Annotated in this window: 26 protein-coding genes and 1 pseudogene; 13 read left to right on the top strand and 14 right to left on the bottom strand. The window is 69.4% G+C overall.

The window, feature by feature from the left end; translation table 11 throughout:
• Window position 1 precedes the first annotated feature (1 nt).
• The 9 genes and pseudogenes from E0H92_RS06680 to E0H92_RS06640 form a co-directional block, all read right to left on the bottom strand.
• Complete coding sequence (locus tag E0H92_RS06680; protein WP_131495695.1) at window positions 2-526, bottom strand: NADH-quinone oxidoreductase subunit J family protein; 525 nt, start codon at window positions 524-526, stop codon at window positions 2-4.
• A 128-nt stretch (window positions 527-654) separates the two neighbouring features.
• Window positions 655-870, bottom strand: a pseudogene (locus E0H92_RS44935) (4Fe-4S binding protein); the annotation flags it as partial.
• 181 nt (window positions 871-1,051) lie between these two features.
• Window positions 1,052-1,819 carry a methylenetetrahydrofolate reductase gene (locus tag E0H92_RS06670; RefSeq protein ID WP_131495694.1) on the bottom strand — a complete coding sequence of 256 codons (768 nt, stop codon included), beginning with the start codon at window positions 1,817-1,819 and terminating at the stop codon, window positions 1,052-1,054.
• A 10-nt stretch (window positions 1,820-1,829) separates the two neighbouring features.
• On the bottom strand, window positions 1,830-3,023 hold the full coding sequence (locus E0H92_RS06665) for an RNA polymerase sigma factor (RefSeq protein ID WP_238173330.1): 1,194 nt from the start codon (window positions 3,021-3,023) through the stop codon (window positions 1,830-1,832).
• Window positions 3,020-3,361, bottom strand: a complete 342-nt coding sequence (locus tag E0H92_RS06660; protein ID WP_131465452.1) for a YciI family protein — start codon at window positions 3,359-3,361, stop codon at window positions 3,020-3,022. The genes E0H92_RS06665 and E0H92_RS06660 overlap by 4 nt, the downstream gene beginning before the upstream one ends.
• A gap of 35 nt (window positions 3,362-3,396) precedes the next feature.
• Window positions 3,397-4,317, bottom strand: a complete 921-nt coding sequence (locus E0H92_RS06655; RefSeq protein WP_131495692.1) for a prenyltransferase/squalene oxidase repeat-containing protein — start codon at window positions 4,315-4,317, stop codon at window positions 3,397-3,399.
• A complete protein-coding gene (locus E0H92_RS06650; RefSeq protein ID WP_165549710.1) occupies window positions 4,314-8,870 on the bottom strand; it encodes an ATP-binding cassette domain-containing protein in 4,557 nt (1,518 codons plus the stop codon). Before E0H92_RS06650 ends, E0H92_RS06655 begins: the two co-directional genes overlap by 4 nt.
• Window positions 8,871-9,054: 184 nt before the next feature.
• Window positions 9,055-10,275: a sensor histidine kinase gene (locus tag E0H92_RS06645; protein WP_238153095.1), complete on the bottom strand. Its 1,221-nt coding sequence runs from the start codon at window positions 10,273-10,275 to the stop codon at window positions 9,055-9,057.
• Window positions 10,272-10,928, bottom strand: a complete 657-nt coding sequence (locus E0H92_RS06640; RefSeq protein ID WP_131465446.1) for a response regulator transcription factor — start codon at window positions 10,926-10,928, stop codon at window positions 10,272-10,274. The genes E0H92_RS06645 and E0H92_RS06640 overlap by 4 nt, the downstream gene beginning before the upstream one ends.
• A gap of 106 nt (window positions 10,929-11,034) precedes the next feature.
• On the opposite strand from E0H92_RS06640, the gene E0H92_RS06635 reads away from it, so the two are divergent.
• The 4 genes from E0H92_RS06635 to E0H92_RS06620 are packed head-to-tail and all read left to right on the top strand — an operon-like array spanning window position 11,035 to window position 14,520.
• Entirely contained in the window at window positions 11,035-11,544 is a 510-nt protein-coding gene (locus E0H92_RS06635) for a hypothetical protein (RefSeq protein ID WP_131465444.1), read from the top strand.
• A complete protein-coding gene (locus tag E0H92_RS06630) occupies window positions 11,544-12,596 on the top strand; it encodes a peptidoglycan-binding protein (protein ID WP_131495690.1) in 1,053 nt (350 codons plus the stop codon). Before E0H92_RS06635 ends, E0H92_RS06630 begins: the two co-directional genes overlap by 1 nt.
• Window positions 12,593-13,258: an ABC transporter ATP-binding protein gene (locus tag E0H92_RS06625; RefSeq protein ID WP_131495689.1), complete on the top strand. Its 666-nt coding sequence runs from the start codon at window positions 12,593-12,595 to the stop codon at window positions 13,256-13,258. The genes E0H92_RS06630 and E0H92_RS06625 overlap by 4 nt, the downstream gene beginning before the upstream one ends.
• The gene (locus tag E0H92_RS06620) at window positions 13,255-14,520 is read left to right on the top strand and encodes an ABC transporter permease (RefSeq protein WP_131495688.1); all 1,266 of its coding nucleotides are present in this window, start codon (window positions 13,255-13,257) and stop codon (window positions 14,518-14,520) included. The genes E0H92_RS06625 and E0H92_RS06620 overlap by 4 nt, the downstream gene beginning before the upstream one ends.
• Here the strand turns inward: E0H92_RS06620 and E0H92_RS06615 are convergent.
• Window positions 14,517-15,464 (bottom strand): complex I subunit 1/NuoH family protein, encoded by a 948-nt coding sequence (locus E0H92_RS06615; RefSeq protein ID WP_238153091.1) that lies wholly within the window; start codon window positions 15,462-15,464, stop codon window positions 14,517-14,519. The two genes, E0H92_RS06620 and E0H92_RS06615, sit on opposite strands and share 4 nt — an antisense overlap.
• A gap of 62 nt (window positions 15,465-15,526) precedes the next feature.
• Between E0H92_RS06615 and E0H92_RS06610 the strand changes: the two genes are divergently transcribed.
• The 3 genes from E0H92_RS06610 to E0H92_RS06600 are packed head-to-tail and all read left to right on the top strand — an operon-like array spanning window position 15,527 to window position 17,392.
• On the top strand, window positions 15,527-16,711 hold the full coding sequence (locus E0H92_RS06610) for an NAD(P)H-binding protein (protein ID WP_131495687.1): 1,185 nt from the start codon (window positions 15,527-15,529) through the stop codon (window positions 16,709-16,711).
• 31 nt (window positions 16,712-16,742) lie between these two features.
• Window positions 16,743-16,964, top strand: coding sequence for a type II toxin-antitoxin system VapB family antitoxin (gene vapB, locus E0H92_RS06605; protein WP_131465432.1), 222 nt, complete (start codon window positions 16,743-16,745; stop codon window positions 16,962-16,964).
• A complete protein-coding gene (locus tag E0H92_RS06600; RefSeq protein ID WP_131495686.1) occupies window positions 16,961-17,392 on the top strand; it encodes a PIN domain nuclease in 432 nt (143 codons plus the stop codon). Before vapB ends, E0H92_RS06600 begins: the two co-directional genes overlap by 4 nt.
• Here the strand turns inward: E0H92_RS06600 and E0H92_RS06595 are convergent.
• Genes E0H92_RS06595 through E0H92_RS06580 form a run of 4 tightly spaced genes read right to left on the bottom strand, consistent with a single transcriptional unit; the run spans window position 17,377 to window position 20,439 of the window.
• Window positions 17,377-18,300: a GNAT family N-acetyltransferase gene (locus E0H92_RS06595; RefSeq protein WP_131495685.1), complete on the bottom strand. Its 924-nt coding sequence runs from the start codon at window positions 18,298-18,300 to the stop codon at window positions 17,377-17,379. The genes E0H92_RS06600 and E0H92_RS06595 overlap by 16 nt on opposite strands.
• Window positions 18,297-19,043 (bottom strand): NADH-quinone oxidoreductase subunit C, encoded by a 747-nt coding sequence (locus E0H92_RS06590; protein WP_131495684.1) that lies wholly within the window; start codon window positions 19,041-19,043, stop codon window positions 18,297-18,299. The genes E0H92_RS06595 and E0H92_RS06590 overlap by 4 nt, the downstream gene beginning before the upstream one ends.
• Window positions 19,040-19,597: an NADH-quinone oxidoreductase subunit B gene (locus E0H92_RS06585; RefSeq protein WP_131495683.1), complete on the bottom strand. Its 558-nt coding sequence runs from the start codon at window positions 19,595-19,597 to the stop codon at window positions 19,040-19,042. Before E0H92_RS06585 ends, E0H92_RS06590 begins: the two co-directional genes overlap by 4 nt.
• Window positions 19,598-19,602: 5 nt before the next feature.
• Complete coding sequence (locus E0H92_RS06580; RefSeq protein WP_131495682.1) at window positions 19,603-20,439, bottom strand: alpha/beta fold hydrolase; 837 nt, start codon at window positions 20,437-20,439, stop codon at window positions 19,603-19,605.
• A 77-nt stretch (window positions 20,440-20,516) separates the two neighbouring features.
• On the opposite strand from E0H92_RS06580, the gene E0H92_RS06575 reads away from it, so the two are divergent.
• The 6 genes from E0H92_RS06575 to E0H92_RS44045 all read left to right on the top strand — a co-directional run bounded on the left by E0H92_RS06575 (window position 20,517) and on the right by E0H92_RS44045 (window position 24,227).
• Window positions 20,517-21,968 (top strand): purine-cytosine permease family protein, encoded by a 1,452-nt coding sequence (locus tag E0H92_RS06575; RefSeq protein WP_131495681.1) that lies wholly within the window; start codon window positions 20,517-20,519, stop codon window positions 21,966-21,968.
• Entirely contained in the window at window positions 21,968-22,483 is a 516-nt protein-coding gene (locus E0H92_RS06570) for a cysteine hydrolase family protein (RefSeq protein ID WP_131465420.1), read from the top strand. The genes E0H92_RS06575 and E0H92_RS06570 overlap by 1 nt, the downstream gene beginning before the upstream one ends.
• Window positions 22,480-23,190: a GntR family transcriptional regulator gene (locus tag E0H92_RS06565; RefSeq protein ID WP_202873528.1), complete on the top strand. Its 711-nt coding sequence runs from the start codon at window positions 22,480-22,482 to the stop codon at window positions 23,188-23,190. The genes E0H92_RS06570 and E0H92_RS06565 overlap by 4 nt, the downstream gene beginning before the upstream one ends.
• 344 nt (window positions 23,191-23,534) lie before the next feature.
• On the top strand, window positions 23,535-23,693 hold the full coding sequence (locus E0H92_RS44055; RefSeq protein WP_165549709.1) for a hypothetical protein: 159 nt from the start codon (window positions 23,535-23,537) through the stop codon (window positions 23,691-23,693).
• 217 nt (window positions 23,694-23,910) lie between these two features.
• Entirely contained in the window at window positions 23,911-24,048 is a 138-nt protein-coding gene (locus E0H92_RS44050) for a hypothetical protein (protein WP_165547057.1), read from the top strand.
• 14 nt (window positions 24,049-24,062) lie between these two features.
• A complete protein-coding gene (locus E0H92_RS44045; protein ID WP_165549708.1) occupies window positions 24,063-24,227 on the top strand; it encodes a hypothetical protein in 165 nt (54 codons plus the stop codon).
• Window positions 24,228-24,296 lie beyond the last annotated feature (69 nt).

Below are 24,296 nucleotides of genomic sequence, written 5' to 3'. Positions count from 1 at the left end.
GTCAGTCCTCCTTCTCGTGCTGGGCCTCGTGCTGGGCGGAGTCCTTGCGCTGGGACAGCGCGATCGCGCCGATCAGCGCCGCCAGCAGCAGAACCGAGAGCACTTCGAACGGGAGCACCCAGTTCTTGAAGACCTGGGTACCGATCGCCGTCGCGGATCCGTCGGTCACCGGCTTGATCTTCTCGTTGCCAAAAGCAAGCACCACGCCGGTGCCGAGGATCAGCGCCAGCACCGCGGCGACGACGGCCGCGAACGGGCTGCGCCCGGTGGTGAGCCCGGGCAGCGGATTCGTCGGCGCCTTGGTGAGCATCAGCGCGAACAGCACGAGTACGACGATCGCGCCGACGTACACCAGGATCTGGACCAGCGCGACGAACTCGGCCTGCAACGCCCCGAAGCAGCCGGCGACCGCGCCGAGCGCGAGCACCAGCCAGAGCGCGGCATGCACGATCCGCCGGGAGACCACCACGACGACCGCGGCCAGCACCGCCACCGCGCCGGCGACGGAGAACAGAGCAGTGGTCACTCTTGGTCCTCGGACGACGGGCCGGGGTCGATCGGCTGCGGGGCCGGGACCGTCCACATCCAGTCGCGGAGCCGGTCCTTCTCGTGGGTCAGGTTCCGGATGTCGGTCTCGGCGTACTCGAACTCCGGCGACCAGAACAGCGCGTCGAACGGGCAGGCCTCGATGCAGATCCCGCAGTACATGCAGAGGCTGAAGTCGATCGCGAACCGGTCCAGCACGTTCCGGCTGCGCTCCCGGGCCTGCTCACCGACCGACGGCGCGGTCTCGGTGTGCGAGTCGATGTAGATGCACCAGCTCGGGCACTCGCGGGCGCACAGCATGCAGGAGGTGCAGTTCTCCTCCATCAGCGCGATCACGCCGCGGCTGCGCGGCGGCAGCTCCGGCTGGACGTCCGGATACTGCTCGGTGACGGAACGACGGGCCAGGGTCCTCGCGGTGACCTTCAACCCCTCGACCAGGCCCTTACCAGGCAGTCCCACGCTCCACCTCCCGTCTCCTTAGCAGGACATTAGCCGATCTGCCGCCTCACGAGTCGCGTTGGAGCAAGTCGCGTTCGAGGCGGGCCGCGACCTGGCGGTACCGGCTGACCGGTATCAGGTGAACGCCCTCGAAGGCCCCGGAGTCACGGATCTTCAGGATCTGCTCGCAGGCGTGGTCGACGCCGGCGTCCCGATCGCGCTCCACCGCCCCGATCAGATCGGCCGGGATCTGGAGCTGGGGCAGCTTGGCGAGATTGCGGGCCATCTGGGCGGAGGCGAGCACCATCACCCCGGCGTACACCGGGATGTCCAGCTCCACCGACTCGCGCCAGCGGAGCAGTTCGTCGAGGTCGTAGCTGACCTGGACGTACAGGAAGTCGGCCTCAGCCTTCCAGCGCGGAACCTTCGTCAGCCGGGTCGCCGCGCCGACCTTGAACGGCTCACAGCCCGGGTACGTCGTCTCGCGGGTCTGCTCGATCATCCGCCGTACCGTCAGCTGGCTGGTGCGGGCGCCCTCCGCCGGGTCGTCCCCGTGCACGAACAGAAAACGTTCTACGCCGTACGCCGCCGCGGTCAGCAGGTCGCGCCGGAAACCGAGCAGATTCCGGTCCCGCGAGTTCAGGCAGGCGATTCCGCGCGCCCCCATCAACTGCACTTCGTTGGCCACCGCAACACTCGACACGGTCGCCCGCCCGATGTGGTTGTCCGGGATCAGGAACCCGTCCGCGATCGGACTCATCACCCCGATCTGATGCCGCACCTTCTTCAGATCCGGCCGCGTCGGCGGCTCCACCTCACAGATCAACTCAAACACCCCCCGGACCCTACAGACGCGTTCGGAGGAAGTCCTGTTCGGTCTCGTTTGAGGTGAGGGATAGGGCGGTGCGGTAGGACTCCTGGGCCTCGGATGGGCGGTTGAGTTGGGTCAAGAGGTCGGCGCGGATGGCGTGGAAGAGGTAGTAGGTGTCGAGTGGCAGCTCGTCGACGAGGGCGAGTGCCGCGGCGGGGCCCTCGACTTCGGCGACGGCGACGGCTCGGTTGAGGGCTACGACTGGGGTGGGGTCCAGGGCGAGGAGGTGGTTGTAGAGCTGGAGGATCTGGCGCCAGTCGGTCGCGTCGGGGGTTGCGGCGTCGGCGTGGACGGCGTTGATGGCGGCCTGGAGCTGGTACGGGCCGGGCTGGTTGCGGCGCAGGCACCGGCGGACGAGGGCGTGGCCTTCGTCCATCAGCGCTCGGTCCCACAGGTCACGGTTCTGGTCGCTGAGGCGGACGAGCGTGCCGTCCGGCGCGACCCGGGCCGGGCGCCGGGAGTGCTGGAGGAGCATCAACGCGAGCAGACCGACGGCTTCAGGCTCATCCGGCATCAACTCGACCAGGAGCCGCCCCAGCCGCAGAGACTCGGCGGCGAGGTCGTCGCGCACCAGGGTCTCGCCGGACGAGGCGGCGTACCCCTCGTTGAAGATCAGGTAGACGACGGCGAGTACGGCGCGAACGCGCTCGGGCAGATCCGCTTCGTACGGGACGCGGTACGGGATGCCCGCGGTGCGGATCTTGGCCTTGGCGCGGACCAGCCGTTGCGCCATCGTCGGCTCGGGTACCAGGAACGCGCGGGCGATCTCGGCCGTGCTGAGGCCGCCGAGCATGCGGAGCGTGAGGGCGACCCGGACGTTCAGCGCGAGCGCCGGGTGGCAGCAGGTGAAGATCAGCCGCAAACGGTCGTCGTGCACGGCACCCTCCTCCACCGGCTCGGCCTCGACGTGCAGCAGCGCCGCCTGGGCATGCTTGTCCGCCCGCGCGCTCTCCCGGCGCAGGCGATCGATCGCACGGTTCCGTGCGGTCGTGATGATCCATCCGGCCGGGCTCGGAGGTACACCGCTTTCCGGCCATTTCTGCACCGCCGCGGCGAACGCGTCCTGGACGGCGTCCTCGGCGATCTCCAGGTCACCGAACACGCGGGTCAGCACAGCGACCGCCCGCCCGTGCTCGGCCCGGAAGATCGCGGCGAGGTCAGAGGTCACGACTGCGAGGGCCGCACCTCGACGGGCAGGCCGAGGATCTTGGTGAGCCGGCGGCCCCAGTGCAGCGCGGCGTCGAGATCCTCGACCCGGATGACGGTGAATCCGCCGAGATGCTCCTTGCCTTCGGTGAACGGCCCGTCGGTCACCAGGACGTCGTCGCCCTGCGCCTTCAGCACGGTGGCGGTCTCCGGCGGGTGCATGCCGGCGTCGAACACCCAGACGCCGTCCGTCTTCATCTCGGCGGTCAGAGCCTCGAGTTCACGCATCATCGGATCCAGGATCTCCGGCTCGGGCGCCGGACCGTCGGGCTGGTAGATGCTGAGCACGTATTGGTTCATCGTTTGCCTCCTTCTCGCCCTCTATACGAACGGCCTCAGTCCACATCGACAGCCAGCGACACGCCATTCAGGCGCCGGAGGCTGGATTCAAGGTCGAAGGTCAGCCAGCGGGACAGTTGCGGGTGCGTCGGGTGTTGCCAGAGGCCGTACGGGCCACGTCGGGACTCAAGCCAGGTGGCGAGAGCGTCGGCGGACGCACCGCAGCGGGAGGCGAGGTCGAGCAGGAACACCGGATCGACGGTGACGTAGAAGGTGACCTGTCCCATCGCGCGTTCGAGACCGACCAGCCGGGAGACTTCCCAGCCGAGGGTCGACTCGTCGCGGGTCTCACGGGCGAGAAGGTGGTCAACGCCGACCCGGGCCGCGTCGGATCGGCTGCGCTGGGGATGCAGCGCGAGGCAGGCCACCGCGCCGGTCGTCGCGGAACGGCACCCGTCGCCGCGGGTCAACCGCCGGTACTCCTTCTCCGGCGGCGCAGGCTTTCCCGGACTACCTAGGTCAGCCTTCGGTCCGGAAGGCCAGGAGCCGTCGTGAAGTCGTTCCCGCAGGAGCCATTCGTACGCGCGTTCAGCCCGAGGATCAGTGGCGAACCCAGCCGCGGCCACACCCCGCAGAGGTACGACGGTCTGCATGGTGATGAACCGCGGACCGTCGGAGTCGTCGTGCCGCAGCGGCCACGATCCGTCCGCCTGCTGATGGGAGAAGATCGCGTCGACGGCGGTGGCGAGCTCGGGGCCGCGGTAGCCGAGGTACGCGAGCTGACAGAGCAGGTACCCGGCGTCCTGCGGCCGCTCAGCCGCCGCCAGCCGCCCAAGGAGCGATCGGACCGCGGGACTCGCCGCGATCTCACCCTGCCACGCCTTCACGTCGTCATCACCGGCCGAGGCGCCCTCGAGCTCCACGGCCGCGCGCCACCGCAGCGACGGCGACGGGTCTCCGAGCAGGAGCGTGTTCACTTCAACGCCGCCAGTACAAACGGTGCGGTCGCCGTACCGGACAGCTCCTCGGGTAGACCCTCGAAGACGATCCTCCCGCCGTGCGGTCCGCCGCCCGGGCCGAGTTCGATGATCCAGTCGCAGGTGGCGAGCACCATCGGGTCGTGCTCGACCACCAGGACGGTGTTGCCCGCGTCGACGATCGCGTCGAGCGCACGCAGGAGCACGACAACGTCCGTGGCCTGCAGGCCGACGGTGGGTTCATCGAGTACGTACAGGCTGCCTGCCTTGGTCGGACGAGCGAGTTCCTTCGCCAGCTTGAGTCTCTGCGCTTCACCGCCGGAAAGGCTCCAACCAGGTTGGCGGACGACGAGGTATCCGAGGCCCAGCGCGAGCGCGGCGTCGCCGGCACGACGTACGGCGGCGATATCGCCCCACTCGTCGACGAGCTCACCGATGGTCAGGGCTTCGATATCGGCGAGCGTCCGGTCCCGCTCACGAAGGGCGGCGACCTCGCGACGGTAGCCGGAACCTCCGCAGGCATCGCAGGTCTGGGTCACCGATGGCAGGAACGACATGCCCTGCTGCCACGTCCCTTTCCCGCCGCAGGCGTCACAGCCGTAGGTGAGGTCCTTCATCGTGATGCCCTGCTCGCGGGCCACTTCACCGGCAGCGAACGCCTTGCGGACCGCGGTGATCAGCCCGAGGAAGCTGCCGGGCGACGCGATCCCCGCGCGGCCCTGGTCGGCGACGACCGTACGAGCGGGAGCACCCGAAACAGCCTGGTGGGCCCCAGGTGCGACGCGGATGATGTCGCCGCCGGAGTGATTGGTCACCGGTCGCGCCAGCCCGAGCGCGATCGTGTCGACGACGAGCGAGGACTTCCCCGAACCGGACACGCCGCACACGCCGACTCGCACGCCGAGCGGGACACGTACGTCGAGACCGCGCAGGTTGTTCTCCCGCGCTCCCGTGACCTGCATCCACTCGGTGGGCACGCGGCGGTCGTGCCGCGGGATCCCAACACCCCCCGAGCGCACTGCCCGGGTGACCGACTCGGCGCTGTCGAGGTCGACGAGCCGCCCGCCCGCCCGTCCGGGACCCGGGCCGATCTCGATGACCTCGTCGGCGGCACGAATCAGGGTGGCGTCGTGTTCGACGGCGATGACGGTGTTGCCGGCGTCGCGCAGGTCGCTCAGGGTGCCGGCGAGCGCTTCCGCTTCGGACGGATGCAGGCCCCGGGACGGTTCGTCGAGCAGGACGGTCATGCCGACGAGGCCGCTGCCGAGGACCGACGCCAGCTTGATCCGCTGGGCCTCACCCGCGGACAGCGTCCAGGTCGTCCGGTTCATCGTGAGATAGCCGAGCCCGACACGGCGCAGGAATCCGAGCCGGTACGACGCGACGGTACGGGCGAATGCGGCGTGTTCGTCATCCGGCTCGGCCATCGACGTCAGGATGTCGTCGAGCTCGGCGAACGATGCCGAGAACAGGTCGCTGCGGTCGCGACCCGCGATCCGGATCGCCAGGTACGGAGCGCGCAGTTGCTTGCCGCCGCACTCGCGGCACGGAAACGCCGTGGTCTCCAGGCCTCCCAGGTCGAGCCGGGCCCAGTGGTTCAGCCCCACCCAGGACGAATCGCCGTACAGGATCCCGTGCTGGACCTCGTCGCTCAGCTCCGACCACGGCGTCGTGGTCGGGTCGAACTGGTACCGCTCCGCGAAGGCCCGGATCACGTCGTTGCTGCCGACAATCTCAGGCCGGAACCACGCCAGGCTTCCGCCGAAGCACCGGGCGAGGGGCGCGTCCGGCCGTACGAGCGCGGCGAAATCGAACTCCCGCTCAACGCCGACCCCGAGGCACTGCGGGCAGACCGACGCGGGCGAACCCATCAGATGCCGCGGCTCGATCGGCACCGTGCGCGTCGCGACGTCGCCGGCGCGGGCCAGGACGACGGAGACGAGGCGGTCGAGGTCGCTGGACCGGCCGACCGTCGTACGGGCGGCGTCCCAGCGCCCGGGCCCACCCGGAGGAAAGCTCGTGCCGGAGGCGTCGATACTGATCGTCGGCCCCAGCCCGGTCAGCGAGTCGACCGGGGCTTCCGGCCCTTCGCGCACCGACTGTCGCTCGTAGACCGACAGGCACTCGAGCAACCGCCGGTCGGCCTCCGCCGCGAGCACGTCGCCGACCAACGACGACTTGCCCGAACCCGAGACGCCGGTGACGACCGTGAAGCGGCCCTTGGCGAACTCGACGTCGATCCCCTGCAGGTTGTGCGCCCGGGCGCCCCGCACCCGGATGACCTCACTCGAGCGCCGGTCGGCCCGCGGCTTGGCGCGGGGCGTCACCCTCGGCCGCTGCTGGGCAACGGCTGGGCCGCAGTGCTGCAGTCGTCCGCCATCGGGGCCGCCGCCTGGGCCGAGCTCGATGTGCCAGTCGGCGGCGGCGATCACGTCCGCCTGGTGTTCGACAACGACCACCGTGCAGCCGTCGGCCGTCAGCTTGTCGAGCACCGTGAGGAGTCTGTCCAGGTCGCCGGGGTGAAGGCCGGTGGTCGGCTCGTCCAGCATCACGAGATTGCCGGCCTTCGCCTTCGTCACCTCCCGGGCGAGGCGAACTCGTTGCGCTTCACCACCGGAGAGACTGGGCGACGGCTGCCCCAACGTGACGTAGCCGAGTCCGACCTCCTGCAGGGTCTGGAGGATCCGCGTCACCGCAGGGTGCTCGGCGAACACCGCACCGGCCTCGTCGACACTCAGTTCCAGCACGTCGGCGATCGACCGGCCGTCCCACGTCGCATCGAGGACTTCGGGCCGGTACCGGCGGCCTTCGCAGACCTCGCACGGTACCCAGATCGGCGCCAGCTCCCTGAGACTGATGGCGACCGCGCCCATACCCTCGCACTCCGGGCACGCGCCTTCACCACGGTTGAAGGTGAACTCCGACGCGGACCGTCCGGTGTGCTGTGCGAACACGTCACGGATCCGATCCAGCACCTTCGTGTACGTCGCCGGGTTCGAGCGGGGGTTGTTGCCCAGCGGCTTCTGGTCGACGGCGATCGCGCGGAGCGCCGGCCCGTCGACGGCCGCGCAGCCCACCGGCGCGCCGGCTCGAATCGACGCCAGCAGGACGTCCCGAGCGAGCGTGGTCTTGCCTGCTCCCGACGGGCCGGTGATGACGGTCAGCGTCTCGAGCGGGATCTCGCAGTCGACGTCGCGCAGGTTGCGCAGGCGGGCTCCGGTGATGCCGATCCGCCGGTCACCGATCGCGCGGGGCGCCCGCCGGGTCCGGGTCGACGCCGAGAAGCCGCGACCTGAGGCGGTGTCCGCGCGCCACAGCTCGGCCGGCGTCCCTTGGAAGACGAGTTCACCACCGCCGCGGCCGCCGGCCGGGCCGATCTCGACGACCTCGTCGGCCAGCGCGATAGCCGTACGGTCGTGCTCCACCATCAGCACTGGTCCCGGCAACGATGCCATTGCCTCGAGCAACGGTTTGAGATCGGTGTGATGCAGCCCGATGGTCGGTTCGTCGAGGACGTGCAACAGATCCTCGAGCCGGCCGCCGAGGACGACCGCGAGCCGAGTCCGTTGTGCCTCACCCCGCGACAGCGTCGGCATCGGCCGGTCGAGGCTCAGATGACCGAGCCCGAGCGTGACCAGCGGTCGCAGGCGCCGCAGCAGCTCGTCCTGAACACGCGCCGCGCGCGGGCCGATCGCCAACTGGTCGACGAACTCCAGAACCTCGCGCACCGAGCGGGCGAGCAACTCATTGAGGGCGACGCCGGCAATGCGATGCGACGACGTGTCGACCGCGGCGTCGCGGAACGCCGACGGTTCCAGCGGCCGGACCCAGTCCGAGCAGCTCGGGCAGATCGGCGCCCGGAGTACCGGCGTACCGCCGAGACGAACCTCGGGTGAGCCCAACGCGTCGGCGCGCTCCAGAATGCCGCGAACCTCCGCCGCGGACATCTCCGCCCGCAGTGTGTCGACGCGTACGACGACATCGTGCGGGACGGCCGGGTCAACGCTGTCCTTCCCGGCCCACGGCCGCCCGTCGATCATGATCACGGCGAACTTGCCGCGCAGGCCGGCCAATAGTCGCGCGTGACTTCCGGTGAGGGCGCGGACGACCGCCACTTCCACTGGCAGGTTGCCCTCCGCGGCGAGCAGGTCCAGTGCGATCGCGAGTCGCTCTTCGCGGGACACCGCGCGGACCGGGACCTGGCACCTCGGGCAGGTGACGTCCGCGAAGCGCGCGTACAGAATGCGGAAGAAGGGATGCAGACCGACCGACGTCGCGACGGTCGATGCGGGGTTGACGTTCAGCACGTTCTGAGCGATCGCCACCGCCGGACCCAGGCCGGTGATGCTCCGGACCTGCGCGGCCGGCACCCGGGTCTCCGGACGCCCCAGCCCCAGCGACTCGACGAACCTGCGCCGCGCCTCGGCGTAGACCACGTCGAACGCGAGCGACGACTTCCCCGAGCCGGACGGACCGACGACCGCGGTCAGGCCGGGTCCGAACGTGACGTCGACGTCCCGCAGGTTGTGCTCCGCGGCACCGCGAACATCCATCACGACAAGCCTCCTGCGACACCCTCGTCCCCAGCGACGCGGTGTTGTCAGACGGCCTGCAGACATCGACGACCGAGAGGGCACAATCCCCTTCGCCATTGGAACCCCGGCTGGGTCGGATGTTCCACAGCTCGGCGATCGGTCGACGCCGTCCCGCCAATCTCCCGGACCGGCAACATGTGTGTCAAGCGGCGTCGGTCGGGTCCAGGGGAAGGGTGACGGTTACCTCGAGGCCACCGCCTTCGCGCGGGAGGGCGGTCACCGTGCCGGAGTGGGCTTCGGTGACGGAGCGAACGATGGATAGGCCCAGGCCGGCGCCTTTCGTGCTGACCAGGCGTTCCGCGCCCAGGCGGTAGAAGGGCTTGAACAGGGATTCGACTTCGTACGGCGGGATTTCCGGGCCGGTGTTGGTGACCACGATCTCCACGTGATCGCCGGCCGTTCTGCTGCGCACCTGCACCCATCGCTCACCTGACGGCAGGTTGTGGCGGATGCCGTTCTCGACCAGGTTGTGGACCAGACGTTCCAGCAACAACGCGTCGCCGCGGGTGGGCGCCTCGCCCGGCCCGCGGATCAGCTCGACGCCGGCCGCGGCGGCTTCCGTGGCGAGTTGGGCGGCTACGTGGTTGACGATGTCGGCGAGGTTCACCGGGTAGACGGTCGACAGGTGTCTCTCGGAGTCGGCGAGGATCAGCAGCCCGTCGATGAGTTGTTCGTGGCGGGCGTTGATCGTCAGCAGGCTGTCGCCCAGTTCCTTGACGTCCGGGGACGCCGTCCGTCGGTGCATCGCGACTTCGACGAGCGCGCGGCCGAGCGTCAGCGGCGTACGGAGCTCATGAGAGGCGTTGGCGACGAAGCGGCGTTGGCCGTCGAAGGAATGGTCCAGGCGCTCGACCATCGTGTCGAAGGCGTCCGCCAGGTTCTTCACCTCGTCGTCGGGGCCCTTCAACGCGATCCGTTCGTGCAGCGCGGACGGTGACGCGGCGATCCGGCGCGCCGTGTCGGTCACCCGGTGCAGCGGTGCGAGGACGCGCCCGGCCACCAGCCATCCGAACCCGGCGGCCAACGCGCCGACCGCGAGCAGCGCGATACTCCCCTCGGTCAGCAACGACTTGATCGCCGCCTGGCGGACCTGTTCCCGCTGCTGCTCCAGCACCCGTTCCGCATCCGAGCCGGTCAGTACGGCGCCGTCCTTGTTCATCACGTAGACGTCGTTGGTCGGTGGCGGCGGCCTGGTGGCACCAGCGCTCGGGCTCAGGTACGTGCCCTTCACGATCACCCGGTACTGCTGGCCGAGGTTCGCGTTGAACAGGGCGTACGTGACCCCGAGCAGAACCACGCCGGCGGCCATGAACAGTCCGCCGTACAGCAAGGTCAGGCGGCCGCGGAGCGACAGTTTCCTCAAGGGATGCGGTAGCCGACGCCGGTGACGGTCTCGACCAGTCCCGGCTCGCCCAGTTTCCGGCGCAGCTTCAGGATCGTCAGCCGGACCGCTCCGGTGAACGGGTCCACGTGCTCGTCCCATGCCTTCTCCAGCAGTTGTTCGGCCGACACGGTCGCGCCGTCAGCTCGCAGCAGCTCCACGAGTACGGCGAATTCCTTCTTCGACAACGGCACGTACCGGCCGTCGCGGAACACCTCGTGCCGCGCCGGATCGAGCGTGACCCCGGCGCGTCGCAGTACGGGCGGATCGGCCGGACGACTGCGGCGCCCCAGCGCGAGGACCCGCGCGGCCAGCTCGGCGAAGGCGAACGGCTTGGTCAGGTAGTCGTCCGCACCGAGCCCGAGCCCTTCGACGCGGTCGGTCACGGCGGCCGCGGCGGTCAGCATCAGCACCCGCGTGGCGGACCCGGAGGCCACCAGCTGCCGGCACACCTCGTCGCCGTGGACGACCGGAATGTCGCGGTCCAGCACGAGTACGTCGTACGCGTTCACCGACAACCGTTCCAGTGCCGCGCCGCCGTCACCGGTCACGTCGACGGCGTGCGCTTCGTCGCGCAGCCATTCCGCGATCGCTGCCGCCAGCAACGGCTCGTCCTCGACCACCAGTACCCGCACGCACCCCATGATCCCCGACATCTGTGTTTCCGCGGTGTTTCCGCACTCGGAAACGGTCCGGAAACGGCCGACCGAGAAAGGTGTGGCGGAAACGAGAGGAGCACCGATGCGCAACACCATCCTGGCCGTTTCCGTTCTGGTCGCCGGCCTGATCCTGACCGGCTGCGGAGCCGACGAGCCCGACGCCCAGGTCGCCTCCGGGACCGGAGGGCAGCAGTCCTCGGCGCCGAGCAGTGCGCCGGCCAGCCTCAGCCGGGACGAGATGGCGGTCAAGTTCACCCAGTGCCTGCGGGAGAACGGGCTGAACGTCCCGGACCCGGAGCCTGGCAAGGGCCCGATGCTGAGGTTCGACAAGAACTCCGGTGTCACGCAGGAGCAGGTCCAGAAGGCCATGGAGGCGTGCCAGCAGTACAACCCGCAGGCCCAGGGCAGCGCGAACCCGCAGCAGGCGGAAAACGGCCGGAAATACGCCGAGTGCATGCGGAAGAACGGCGTCGAGAAGTTTCCGGACCCGAAGCCGGACCAGCGCGGCATCATGATCGGGCCGGGCGTCGCGGACGATCCTGACTTCAAGAAGGCGCAGGACGCCTGCCAGAGCATCCTGGCGGCACGCTGATGCGTAAAGCACTGACGGCTGTCGCCGTCCTGGCCGCCGGGGGCGCCGCAAGCGCGTTCCTGGTGAGCCGGGGCGACACCAGCCAAGCCACGAACCCGGCCGCGCAGGCCGTGCCGATCAACACCACCAAGGTCACGCAGCAGACCTTGAAAGACACCGAGACCCAGGACGGCACGCTCGGCTTCGGCCAGTCGTCGTCCGCGGTCAACCGGGTCGCCGGCACGGTCACCGCCGTACCTGACAGCGGGCAGGAGCTGCGCCGCGGAAACACCGTGTACAGCATCGACAACAAGCCCACCACGTTGCTGTACGGCGCGCTCCCGGCGTACCGCAGGCTCGTGATCGGGAGCGAGGGCACCGACGTCCTGCAGCTCGAGCAGAACCTGAAGGCGATGGGCTATACCGGGTTCACCGTGGACGACGAGTACACCGACGCCACCGCGGCCGCGGTCGAGGAGTGGCAGGAGGATCTCGGTCTGGACGAGACGGGTGTCGTCGAGCTCGGCAGCGTCCTGTTCGCACCCGGTCATCTCCGGGTGGACAGCGTGCAGGCCGAGGAAGGATCACCGCTCGGCCCGAACCAGCCCGTCCTCAGCTACACCGGCACGACCCGGGCCGTCACCGTCCAGCTCGATGCGGCGGACCAGCGGCTCGCCACCCTCAACGGAGCGGTCACGGTCGCACTCCCGGACGGAAAATCCGTGCCCGGAAAGATCCAGAAAGTTTCCACGGTGATCATTCCGGCGGAAAGCCCGGACAAGGATCCGGAAACGAAGGTCGAGGTGATCGTTGCCGTCGCCGACCAGAAAGCGGTGGCTGCGTGGTCGTCCGCCGCCGTCGACGTCACGTTCACGGCCTCGGAACGCAAGAACGTGCTGACCGTTCCGGTCGCGGCCCTGGTCGCCCTCCGCGAGGGCGGCTTCGGCGTCGAGGTCACGGACGGTACGACGTCGCGGTACGTGCCGGTGAAGACCGGGCTGTTCGCGAACGGTCAGGTCGAGATCAGCGGCACCGGCATCACGGCCGGCACGACGGTGGGGATCCCAAAGTGATCGAGCTGAGTGACGTCACCAAGGTGTACCCGGGCGGAGTGCACGCGCTCGGCGGCGTGAGCCTGCGGATCGATCCCGGCGAACTGGTCGCGATCGTCGGCCCGTCGGGCTCCGGAAAGTCCACGATGCTGAACGTCCTCGGCACCCTCGACCGCCCGACCGCCGGCACGGTCCGGATCGACCGGTACGACGTGGCACGGCTGTCCGACGCGGGACTGTCGGCGTTGCGCGCGACCCGGATCGGGTTCGTGTTCCAGCAGTTCCATCTCGCGGCCGGCGTCCGCGCAGTCGACAACGTCGCCGACGGGTTGCTCTACTCGGGCCTCCGCCTGTCGGTACGCCGGAAGCGCGCGGCGGCAGCTCTGGAACGGGTCGGTCTAGCGCACCGCCTCGATCACGAGCCACACGAGCTGTCCGGCGGCGAGCGACAACGCGTCGCGGTTGCACGGGCAGTCGCCGGCGAACCCGCCGTACTGCTGGCCGACGAGCCAACCGGAGCACTGGATTCGGCCTCGGGTGCCGGCGTGATGCAACTCCTCCAAGACCTACACGCCGCCGGCACCACAGTCGTAGTCATCACCCACGACCGCGACATAGCAGCCACCCTCCCCCGCCAAATCCGCATGCGAGACGGCCACATCGTCGAGGAGGTCCGCTCATGAGCGACGACTTTGTGCACGACGTCCGTACGACGACGGGCGAAAAGCACGGACGTCGTGCACAAAGTGCCCGGGAGCTCAGGCCCGCGGCGCTGGGGTTGCGCGATGTGGTGCGCGTCGGGGCGGTCGGGTTGCGGACCCGGCCGATGCGGGCGTTCCTGTCCGCGCTGGGGATTGCGATCGGGATCGCCGCGATGGTCGCGGTGGTCGGCATCTCGTCGTCCTCGCGGGCCGAACTCGACGGCCAACTCGATGCCCTCGGCACCAATCTGCTGACGGTCACTCCCGGCACCCGGTTGACCGGCGAGCAGGCGCAGCTGCCACTCGCCGCGGAATCCATGGTCCGCCGGATCCCGCCGGTTCGCGCCGAGTCGGCGATCGGGAAGGTCGACGACGCCTCGGTCTACCGGACCAGCAAGATCCCGGACGTCGAGACCAACGGCATCATCGCGTACGCCGCCCGCACCAACCTGCTCGAGACGATCGGCGCGACGATCCGCAGCGGCAAGTGGATCGACGCGGCGACCGGCAGCTATCCGGCGACTGTCCTCGGCTCGAGCGCCGCCGAACGGCTGGGCATCACCAAGGCCGGGCCGGACACCCAGGTGCTGATCGGCAACACCTGGTTCACCGTCCTCGGCATCCTCGAACCGGCCGCGCTCGCCCCCGAACTCGACAGCGCCGCGCTCATGGGCTGGCCGGCCGCGAGCGATCTCGCCTTCGACGGGCATCCGACCACGATCTACACCCGCTCGGACGACGCGCAGGTGCCGGCCGTCCGATCGGTCCTCGGAGCGACCGCGAACCCGGCGGCGCCGAACGAGGTCGAGGTGTCGCGACCGTCCGACGCGCTCGCCGCGAAGCAGGCCGCTGGTCAGGCCTTCACCGGACTCCTGCTCGGCCTCGGCGCGGTCGCGCTGCTGGTCGGCGGTGTCGGGGTCGCGAACATCATGGTCATCTCGGTGCTCGAACGCCGCGCCGAGATCGGTCTGCGCCGCTCGCTCGGGGCGACCCGCGGCCAGATCCGTACCCAGTTCCTGACCGAGTCGTTGCTGCTGTCGGCGCTCGGCGGGGTCGGCGGGGCATTACTCGGGTCCGCGGTCACTGCGGCCTATGCGTCGTACCAGAACTGGCTGACGGTGATCCCGGTCTGGGCGCTGGCAGGCGGGGTCGCGGCGACTCTGGTGATCGGCGGACTGGCCGGCCTCTACCCCGCCGTCCGAGCCTCCCGCCTCTCACCAACCGAGGCCCTGGCAACTCCTTAGAAGACGACGACGCCGATGCCGGTGAGCGCGAGCTGGATCAGCGCCACCGGCACCAGGCCCTGCCAGGCCAGCTTCTGCAGCTGGTCGGCCCGCATGCGCGGGAACGAGACCCGCACCCAGATCACCACGACCGAGACGAACGCGACCTTCAGTACGGTCCAGATCCAGCCGATCGACTCCGGTCCCGGGCCGCTCCAGCCGCCGAGGAACAGCACCGTGGTGAGGGCCGCGAGTACGACGATCCCGGCGTACTCGGCGAGCAGGAACATCGCGAACCGGAGCCCGGTGTACTCCGTGTACGGGCCGAAGATCACCTCGGAGTCCGCGACCGGCATGTCGAACGGCGGCCGCTGCAGCTCGGCCAGGCCGGCGATGAAGAACACGACCAGACCGGGCAGCTGCCAGAGCAACCACCACGGGTTCCACGCGTGCGCGATACCGGTCAGGCTCAACGACCCGGCCGCGACCGCGACACTCGCCGCGGACAGCACGAACGGCAGCTCGTAGCTCATCAGCTGCGCCGCGACCCGGAGCCCGCCGAGCAGGCTGTACTTGTTCCCGCTGCCCCAGCCGGCCATCAGCGACCCGAGTACGCCGATGCTCATCACCGCGAGCACGAAGAACAGGCCCGAGTCCAGCTCGGCGCCGACGAGACCCGGCGCCAGCGGGATCGCGGCGAGCGCCGCCATGTACGGCAGGATCGCGACGATCGGGGCCCACTCGAACACCCGCTTGTCGGCGGCGGCCGGGACCACGCTCTCCTTCTGGACGAACTTCACCCCGTCCGCGACCAGCTGCGCCCAGCCGTGGAACCCGCCGGCGTACATCGGGCCGAGCCGTGACTGCATGTGCGCCATCACCTTGTGCTCGGCCTGACCGACCAGCAAGGGCGCCACCAGGAAGGCGACCAGAACGCCCACCACCCGCACCACGAACTCCAGCATGCCCGTCAGCCTAGTGGTTCCCGTTTGACCTCAACCAACGTTGAGGTCGCAAGGTGGGTCGCATGACCACGATTCTTGTCACCGGAGCCACCGGCCGTGTCGGCCGGCACGTCGTCGACGGGTTGCGCGCCGCGGGCGTGACCGTCCGGGCCCTCGTCCGTACGCCGGACCTCGCCGGCTTCCCGCCCGACGTGCAACTGATCCAGGGCGATCTCTACGACACCGCCGCCGTACGCCGGGCCGCGGCCGACGTCGACGCCGCGTTCCTGCTGTGGCCGTCGTTCAGCGCCGAAGGGGCCGCCGGCGTGGTGGCCGAACTGCCCCGGCGGGTCGTCTACCTGTCCTCGTTGAGCGCGCCGTCGGGCGGGGTTTGGGCCGACGTGGAAGAGTTCCTGCGGGACAAGGACTGGACCTTCGTACGGCCGGGCGGATTCGCGGTCAACGCGCAGGGCTGGGCGAGCGAGTTCCGGACCGGCGACGTCGTGCGGGTCGCGTCCCCCGAGGCGGGCCGGTCGCTGATCCACGAACGGGACATCGCCGCGGTCGCCGTACTCGCCCTCCTGAACGACCGGCACATCGGCCAGATCTACGACCTCACCGGGCCCGAGGTGCTGACGCAAGCCGAGCAGATCCAGACCATCGCCCGGGCGGTCGGCAAGGAGATGCGCGTCGAGGCGCTGTCCGACGCGGAGGCGCGGCAGGCGATGCTCGACCTCGGCGCCGACCCGGTCCTCGCCGAGGGCTCGGTCGCCTACTGGGCCTCGCTCGTCGACAACCCCGAACCCGTCACCACCACCGTCACCGAACTCACCGGCCGCCCCGCGCTCACGTTCGCCGAATGGGCGGACGAACACGCCGACGAGTTCCGCGTCCTGTCCGCCGCGGAGGTCGCCCAGCGGTACGTCGACGCGCTGTCCACCGGCCGCCTCGACCGGGCCCTCTCGCTCTCGGCCCCCGAGGTCGTCCGCGTCGCACCCCTCGAAACCGGCGGCGAGGAGATCGAGGTCAAAGGCGCCGACGCCATCCTCGAGAACGCCCGCCGCCTCAACACCGACATCGAATACCTGAGCGTCGGCATCGTCGGCCCACTCCTCCTCGACAACCACTTCGCCGTCCGCTTCACCTTCGACCAACTGGACGTCCGCACCGGCACCCGCTCCCACACCACCAAACTCTCCCTCTGCACAGTCGAGTCCGGCCAAATAACCCGCGAAGAGGTCTTCTACTACACACCGCCACGCTCCTGATATCATCAGATATCGAGTAGGAGGTGACGCCATGAGTGACGTACTCATTCGCGATGTCCCGGACGAGGTGCTCGCCGTGATCGACCGCCGAGCGGCGGGCCTTGGGCTGTCCAGGAGCGAATATCTCCGCAGGCAACTCAGCCAAGAAGCGGGGCGCTCTGAGGTTACCGTGACCGTTGCCGATCTGGAGCAAGTGGCGTACCTCGCCCGCGATGTGGAGGACCCTGAAGTCATGCGCCAGGCCTGGTCGTGACGCCGACCGTCGACTCCCGGCGCTGGCTGATCGACAAGTCGGCGGTCGTGCGTCTCAACACGACTCCCGATCGGGACGAATGGGCAAACCGCATCAACCGCGGGCTCGTACACATCACCACGGTGACCTTGCTCGAACTTGGCTTCTCGGCGCGATCCGCGGACGACCACCGTCGGCTCCTCCATCAGCCGTTCATCACCGCGATGCCGGTGGAGAACGTGACGCCTGCGATCGAGCGTCGCGCCGTCGTCATGCAGTCACAGCTCGCGTCCGCCGGGCAGCATCGGGCGCCTTCGGTGGCGGACCTGCTGATCGCCGCCACCGCTGAGCAGACCGGCCTTGTCCTTCTTCATCTGGACAAGGACTTCGAGCTCATCGCCAACCTGACCGGCCAGCCCACCGAGCGGCTCTCTCAGAGCGGAAGCTGAAGCCAGCCGCCGATGTCTTGGCGGCCTGCGGTGAGGGCGGCGGATCGGGCGCCTTGGTTGGATTCGTGGATGGTGCCGATGAGGATTCGGGTGGGGTCGGGGAGGGACTGGGCCAGGAGGGTGCTGAGGTGGGGGCCGTAGCCGTGGCCTCGGTGCTGGGGGGCCAGGACCAGTTCGCGGACGACGTACGCGGGGAGACCTAGGGCGTCGTCGGGCTTGATGATCGCGGCGGCGTAGCCGGCCCATTCGTCGTGCACGGTCACGTCGAAGAGCAGGCTTTCGTCCGCTGCCTCCTGGAGGTCCTCGCGGTCCTGGATCGTTGCTTCCTCGGGGTGGTGCGGGTGGTCGGCGTCGACCGCGGCGTACGCGTCGCGGGCCTCGTCGTAGTGGTCGACTGTCTTTGCCGGGCGCAGCGCCAGGCCGGGTGGTACGTCGGTCGCGCGCAGCTGACTGATCGGGGCGGCGAGGAATCGGCGGTCCGGGGCGGTGCCGGCAATGGTTGCGTCGGCGGTCCAGAGACGGAGGTACAGCGGGTCGTGGACGCCGTAGTACTCCTGCGCGGCAGCGGCCAGCGCGGCGAGGTCGGAGGATTTCGGTGATCGGCTCATCGGGGTCGCGTCGACGAACGGTCTGGCGGGGTTCAGGTTCTCGAAGCGCATGCTGAACATCGCGTGCAGGTCGTCGCCGACGGGAACCCAGCGGTTGAGCATCGCCTCGGGTGGTTTGCCGGGCGCCAGTCGATCGGTGCGTTGGACGGCGATCCCGAGGTCCTCGGCCAGCAGGATGTCCAGCGCCGCGTGTTCCTCGGTCAGGATCGCGAGCCGCCGCGCGTCGTCCACCCAGGTCCGAGTGATCGGGTGCTGCCGCTCGAGGGTGTAGCGCGCCAGCTCTTCCGCAGAAGGAATCACGACGGCTCAGCCGGCGGCGTCGCGTCGGCCGGTGGGGTCTCGGACGGGGGCGGTGTGTCGGACGAGGGCTGGCGGCGGGTTCGGCGTTCGCCGGTGGCGCCGGCTCGGCGGGGGCGGGCGGGGGTGGCGGCGGCTTCGGCGGGGGCCAGGGGGTCGGGGTCCGGCGAGCCTGCCGGGCGGGGGCCCCAGGTTTCTGGATCGGGCACGCCGGGTGGGAGGGTACGGCGGCGGCTCGGGGCGCCCGCGGGGGCGTGGTCCGACTCGCCTGGTTCCTTCGCACCGGGCCACGGTTTCGCGACCCGGGACGCGAGCACGAACTCCTTCCGCAGCGGATGCCCCTCGAACTCGTCCGGCAGCAGCAGCGTGATCAGGTTCGGATGCCCGTCGAAGGCGATCCCGAACATCTCGTACGTCTCCCGCTCATGCCAGTTCGCCCCGGCGTACAGCTCGGACAGCGTCGGAAGTACAGCGTTTTCCCGCGGTACCAAGGTCCGCACGAGCACGTGGTCGACATGCGATCCGCCCCAGAAGTCCGCGAGATGCGAGACCACCCGGAACCCGTCCTTGAGCTCGTCGGACGCGCTCAGGAAGTCGAAGAACGTGAGACCGACCGCGTCCCGTAGTACCTCGTGCGCCGCGACCCACGACTCCGGCGGTACGTCGATCGCGGTCGGGCCGAAGCTGTCCGTCTGGGCCGCCGCGATCCCCGCGCTGGTCAGTGCCTCCAGGGCGTCAGCGCTCAAGGCTGCACCAGCCCCCGGGTGAGGGCGGCCGGGGACGGGTCGTCGTACCGGCTCGACAGTGTCTCGCCGGCGATCTTCTCCTGCAGCTTGAGGATGCCCTGCAGCAACGCCTCGGGCCGCGGCGGGCAACCGGGTACGTACACGTCGACCGGAATGATCTGGTCGACGCCCTTGGTCACGCAGTACGAATCCCAGTACGGGCCGCCGGAGTTCGAGCAGGAGCCGAACGAGATCACGTACTTCGGCTCCGGCATCTGGTCGTACAGCCGCTTGATCGCCGGCGCCATCTTGTCGGTCACCGTGCCCGACACCACCATCAGGTCGGCCTGCCGCGGTCCGGGCGCGAACGGGATCACGCCGAGCCGGATGAAGTCGTGCCGGCCCATCGACGCCGCGATGAACTCGATCGCGCAGCACGCGAGCCCGAAGTTGAACACCCAGAGCGAGTACTTCCGGCCCCAGTTCAGCAGGTACCGAACCGGCTGCGGCGCAAGCTTCGCCAACGCCCCCACCGCCGGCCGCACGGTCGGCATCCCCAGCTCGGTCTCGGCCATGCTCGCTAGCCTAGTCCGACAATCTCTTCCGCGAGGATCTCCGGGTACTCGAGTGGCGCGTAGTGGCCGGCGCCGTCGACGTGGCGCAGCCGGACGTCGCTGAAGAAGTCGTCCACACGGTCGGACCAGGCCCGCGGGAAGAGCGGGTCGAACTCCGGCCAAAGGACCACCGTCGGTACGGCGATCCGGTCGTACGACGGCGGCGCTGTCTCGGCCGCCGACACCGCGACCGAACCCGCTCCCGCCCGGTACCACTGGATCGACGCCGTGAACGCGCCCGGCGCCGAGTAGACCTCGACCAGGTGATCCAGTTCCGGCCCGGACCAGTGCGTCCAGAAATGCCGCAGGTACGAACGGACCGCGACCGGGTTGCCGTCGATCAACTCCTCGATCACCGGCAGCCGATGGAACGCCTGGTACCAGAACTCCGCCTGTGCCTGCTCGGAAAACACCCGCTTTCCGATCCCCGGCAGCGGTGGCGCCACCACCAGCCCCTCGATCAGATCGGGCCGCGTCCGCGCGATCCCCTGCGCGATCCGGCTCCCGACGTCGTACCCGGCGAGCACCGGACGCTCCAGCCCGAGTTCCTCCACCAGCGCCACCACGCTCTTCGCCTGCGCGTCCACGCCGTACTGCTTCGGATCCGTGGACAGGCTGTCCGACTCGCCGAATCCGCGCAGATCCGGCACCACCACCTCGCACCCGCGCTCCACCAGCAGCGGGGCCAGTAGCCGGTGATCGGTGCGGTCTCCGGGCCAGCCGTGCAGGAGAACGACCGCTGGCCCTTCGCCGTCCCGGTCGTACGCCAGCCTGAACCCGTCGACCTCCGCGCTGAGCTCCATGCCGTTCATTGTTGACCACCGCACCGGCCAGGCCTACCGTGTTGAACAGGACTGAACAGGTTCTTCGAGGAGCCGATATGACCGACCAGGTCGAGGGGCAGCAGACCCGCGCGCTCGCGGTGGAGAGCAACGGGCTGAACGTGATCGCGGACGCGGACCGGAAAGGCCGTCCGAACCAGTTGTTCTGGCCGTGGTTCGGCGCCAACGTGTCGGTGCTGGGACTGAGCTACGGCGCGTTCGCGCTCGGGTTCGGGATCTCGTTCTGGCAGGCGGTGATCGCCGGGCTGATCGGGGTGGTGTTCTCGTTCCTGCTCTGCGGACTGATCGCGCTGGCCGGAAAACGTGGTTCGGCGCCGACGATGGTGCTCGGCCGGGCCGCGTTCGGAATCCGCGGAAACAAGTTGCCGTCCCTCGTTTCCTGGTTGCTGACCGTCGGCTGGGAGACCGTGCTGACGATCCTCGCGACGCTGGCCACGGCAACCGTTTTCGAGCGGCTCGGCTGGGGCGGCGGCACGCTGACCAAGGTGATCGCGCTGCTCATGGTCGGTCTGCTCACGGTTGCCTGCGGAGTTCTCGGGTTCGACCTGATCATGCGCGCGCAAACGGTGATCACGATTGTCACCGGCGTACTCACGGTCGTCTACATCGTCCTGGTCGCCGACCAGATCCACTGGAGCACCGTCTCCGCGCTGCCGAGCGGGTCCGCGCAGGCGGTGATCGGCGCGCTGGTGTTCCTGATGACGGGCTTCGGGCTCGGCTGGGTGAACGCGGCCGCGGACTACTCGCGGTACCTCCCGCGCCGGTCGTCCAGCGGCGGTGTGGTCGGCTGGACCACCTTCGGGGGTTCGCTGGCTCCCGTCGTACTGCTCGTGTTCGGTCTGCTGCTCGCGGGATCGTCGGAGGAGTTGAGTACGGCGATCGGCGCCGACCCGATCGGGGCGCTGGCGGAGGCGTTGCCGACGTGGTTCCTGGTGCCGTTCGTGATCGTGGCGGTGCTCGGGCTGGTGGGTGGCGCCGTCCTGGACATCTACTCGTCCGGGCTCGCGCTGCTCTCGCTCGGGCTGCCGGTGAAGCGGTACGTCGCGGCGTTCATCGACGGTGTGGTGATGATCGCGGGGACCGTGTACGTGGTGTTCTACGGCGGCGAGTTCCTCGCGCAGTTCCAAGGGTTCCTGATCACGCTCGGCGTACCGATCGCGGCCTGGTGCGGGATCATGCTCGCCGACATCGCGTCCCGGCGTCGCGACTACGACGAGGACGACCTCTACCTTCCGACGGGCCGGTACGGCGACGTGCGGTGGCTGCCCGTGGTGACGATGGTCGTTGCCACCGGCATCGGGTGGGGGCTGGTCACCAACACGCTGGCGTCGTGGCTGACCTGGCAGGGGTACCTGCTCGAGGCGTTCGGCCTCGGCGGCAAGGAAGGCGCGTGGGCGTACGCGAACCTCGGCGTACTCGTGGCGCTGGTACTCGGCTTCGGCGTGCAGTGGTTCGGCGGACGGTCCGCCGTACGGCGCCAGGAGGCCTGATGGTGCTGGCGCTGATCGATCTGCAGCGGATCTTCGCGGATCCGGCGTCCGGCTGGGCGACACCGGATTTCCAGCGGGTGGTCGAGCCGGCCCGGGAGCTGATCAAGCTGTTCACACCGGACGTGGTGTTCACGCGGTTCGTCGCGCCGGAACACGTTTTCGGTGCCTGGGCCGGCTACTACGAGCAGTTCCCGTTCGCGCTGCAGTCGCCGGATTCCGAGGATTATCAGCTGGTCGACGAGTTCAAGGGGGCTCCAACTCTCGACAAGACCACGTTCGGTGCCTGGGGCCCCGAGCTGGCGGCGCGGGCCGACGGGCGGCTGGTGCTCGCCGGGGTGGCGACCGACTGCTGCGTGATCAGTACGGCGCTTTCCGCGGTGGACGCCGGCGTTCAGGTCCAGGTCGTCGAGGAGGCGTGCGCCGGGTCGACCGCGGAGAACCACGGAAAAGCGATCGACCTCATGCGGCTGTACGCGCCGATGCTGGAGATCGTGAGCGTGGAGCAGTTGCGATGATGCGGCGGATCTCCCTGAAACACGAGCGGATCGCACGGGTGCTCGCGCGGGAGATCAAGTCCGGCGTCGTACGGCGGGGCACGCAGCTGCCCGGTGAGGTCGAGCTGGCGAAACGGTTCGCGGTCAGCCGGAACACGGTCCGCGCCGCGCTCGCCGTACTCGCCGAGGACGAGCTGATCGCCACGCACACCGGCAAGGGTTCGTACGTGCTGTTCGACGGGCGGCCGCTCGACGGGCGGCTCGGGTGGACGCACGCGCTGTCCGAGCAGGGTGTGGAGACCCGGATGCGGACGGTGCGGATCGAGCTCGAGGAGGATCCCGCGCTGGCCGCCCGGCTCGGTCTGCCGTCGCCCGAGGTGGTGGTGATCGAGCGGGTCCGGCAGCTGACGGACGGTACGGCGATCTCGCTCGAGCGCAGCCGGGTGCCGGCGATCGAGTCGCTCCGGGACCTGCCCGTACGCGGGCTGGACAACGGGTCGATCAGCGTCACGCTCAACCGCGCCGGCCTGTACCTCGACCACTGCGAGCAGCGCCTCCGCGGCCGCCCCCTCACTCCCGTCGAGGCCGGCCACCTGGAGCGCCCGCCCGGCACCTGGTTCCTGCACACCACCCGAACCAGCTGGACCGCCACCGACACCTTCGCCGAACACACCGACGAACTCCTCGACCCCACCCACTACGAACTCAACCTCACCTATCGCAGCTAAAAGGACACCGCCTAGCGGCGGCGACAGCCCTCTTGCCGCCTTCGGCGGGGTGCGGTCTCGTGGTCCTGCGCCGATGCCTCACCGCCGAACGGCTGCACCGCTCGTGTGCGCCCACCCAGCGAGTCGTGGCGATCGGCTCACGCAGGGTTCGTCGAGTCGTGGATCAAGGTCGGTGACAGCAACCATTTCCCACGACTGGACGAACCGCGCGCCGGGGCGGGACGTGGGGCGTGATGGGCGGGCGGATAGGGAGTCTGTTGCCGGGGGCATAGGGAGTTGTGCTGATGTGGGGGGCTTCCTCAGGGGCGCACTGTCTTCTCATCGACAGGAGCTCGGAGGACATCATGTTTGTTTACTCGACTGACGCGGTGCGGGCGGAGATGCGGTACCGGCAGGAGAAGATTCGGCGGGACTTCCAGCGGCCGTTCTGGTTCCTGCCGAAGCGTGCGCCACAGCCGCCGCAGCCCTGCGCGCCCGAGCTACGGGCCCGTCCCGCGATGTGACCGCGCGATCACCGCCCCAGACCCCTCCCCCACGGCGCGGCCGGCTCTTCGGAGCCGGTCGCGCCACCGTCATTTCAGGGGCTCCTAAGACCCCCTCAGACCACCTAGGTACCGCCTACCGCCGGGGATAGGGAGGACTTCCGATGTGCGGATCCTCCTCAGACGAGCAGATTTACACCTGTCGGCAGGCAGCTGGCACCGAAAAACGGAGGAACACATGTTCAGCAACGCATCGGTCAAGGCCGAGGTCGACTACCGCAGGGAGCGCCTCAGCCGTGACTTCCGGCAGACGCAGGGTGCACAGCGCACCCGGAGCCGCCGGACCATCAGCCACCTGTTCGGCCGGAAAGCCTGAAGGGAGGGAAAACCATGATGATCAACATGCCACTGACCCCGGACGCCGTGAAGGCAGAGTCCGCGTACCGGCTGGAGCGCGCCAAGCGTGACTTCCGGGTCGCGAACCGCCGGCAGCGCAAGGAGCGGACCACACAGTCCGAGCCGCGCCACGCCCTCCGACCCCGCCCGGCCGCATGACCGCCGAAACCGCCGTCCCTGATCGAGAACTCGTGATCAGGGACGGCGTTTCTGCGCCTGGGAGAAAGC

Source organism: Kribbella speibonae (assembly GCF_004331375.1).
Lineage (GTDB): Bacteria > Actinomycetota > Actinomycetes > Propionibacteriales > Kribbellaceae > Kribbella > Kribbella sindirgiensis.
The sequence above is the reverse complement of the archived record's forward strand: the minus strand, read 5'-3'. Positions and strand labels throughout refer to the sequence as shown.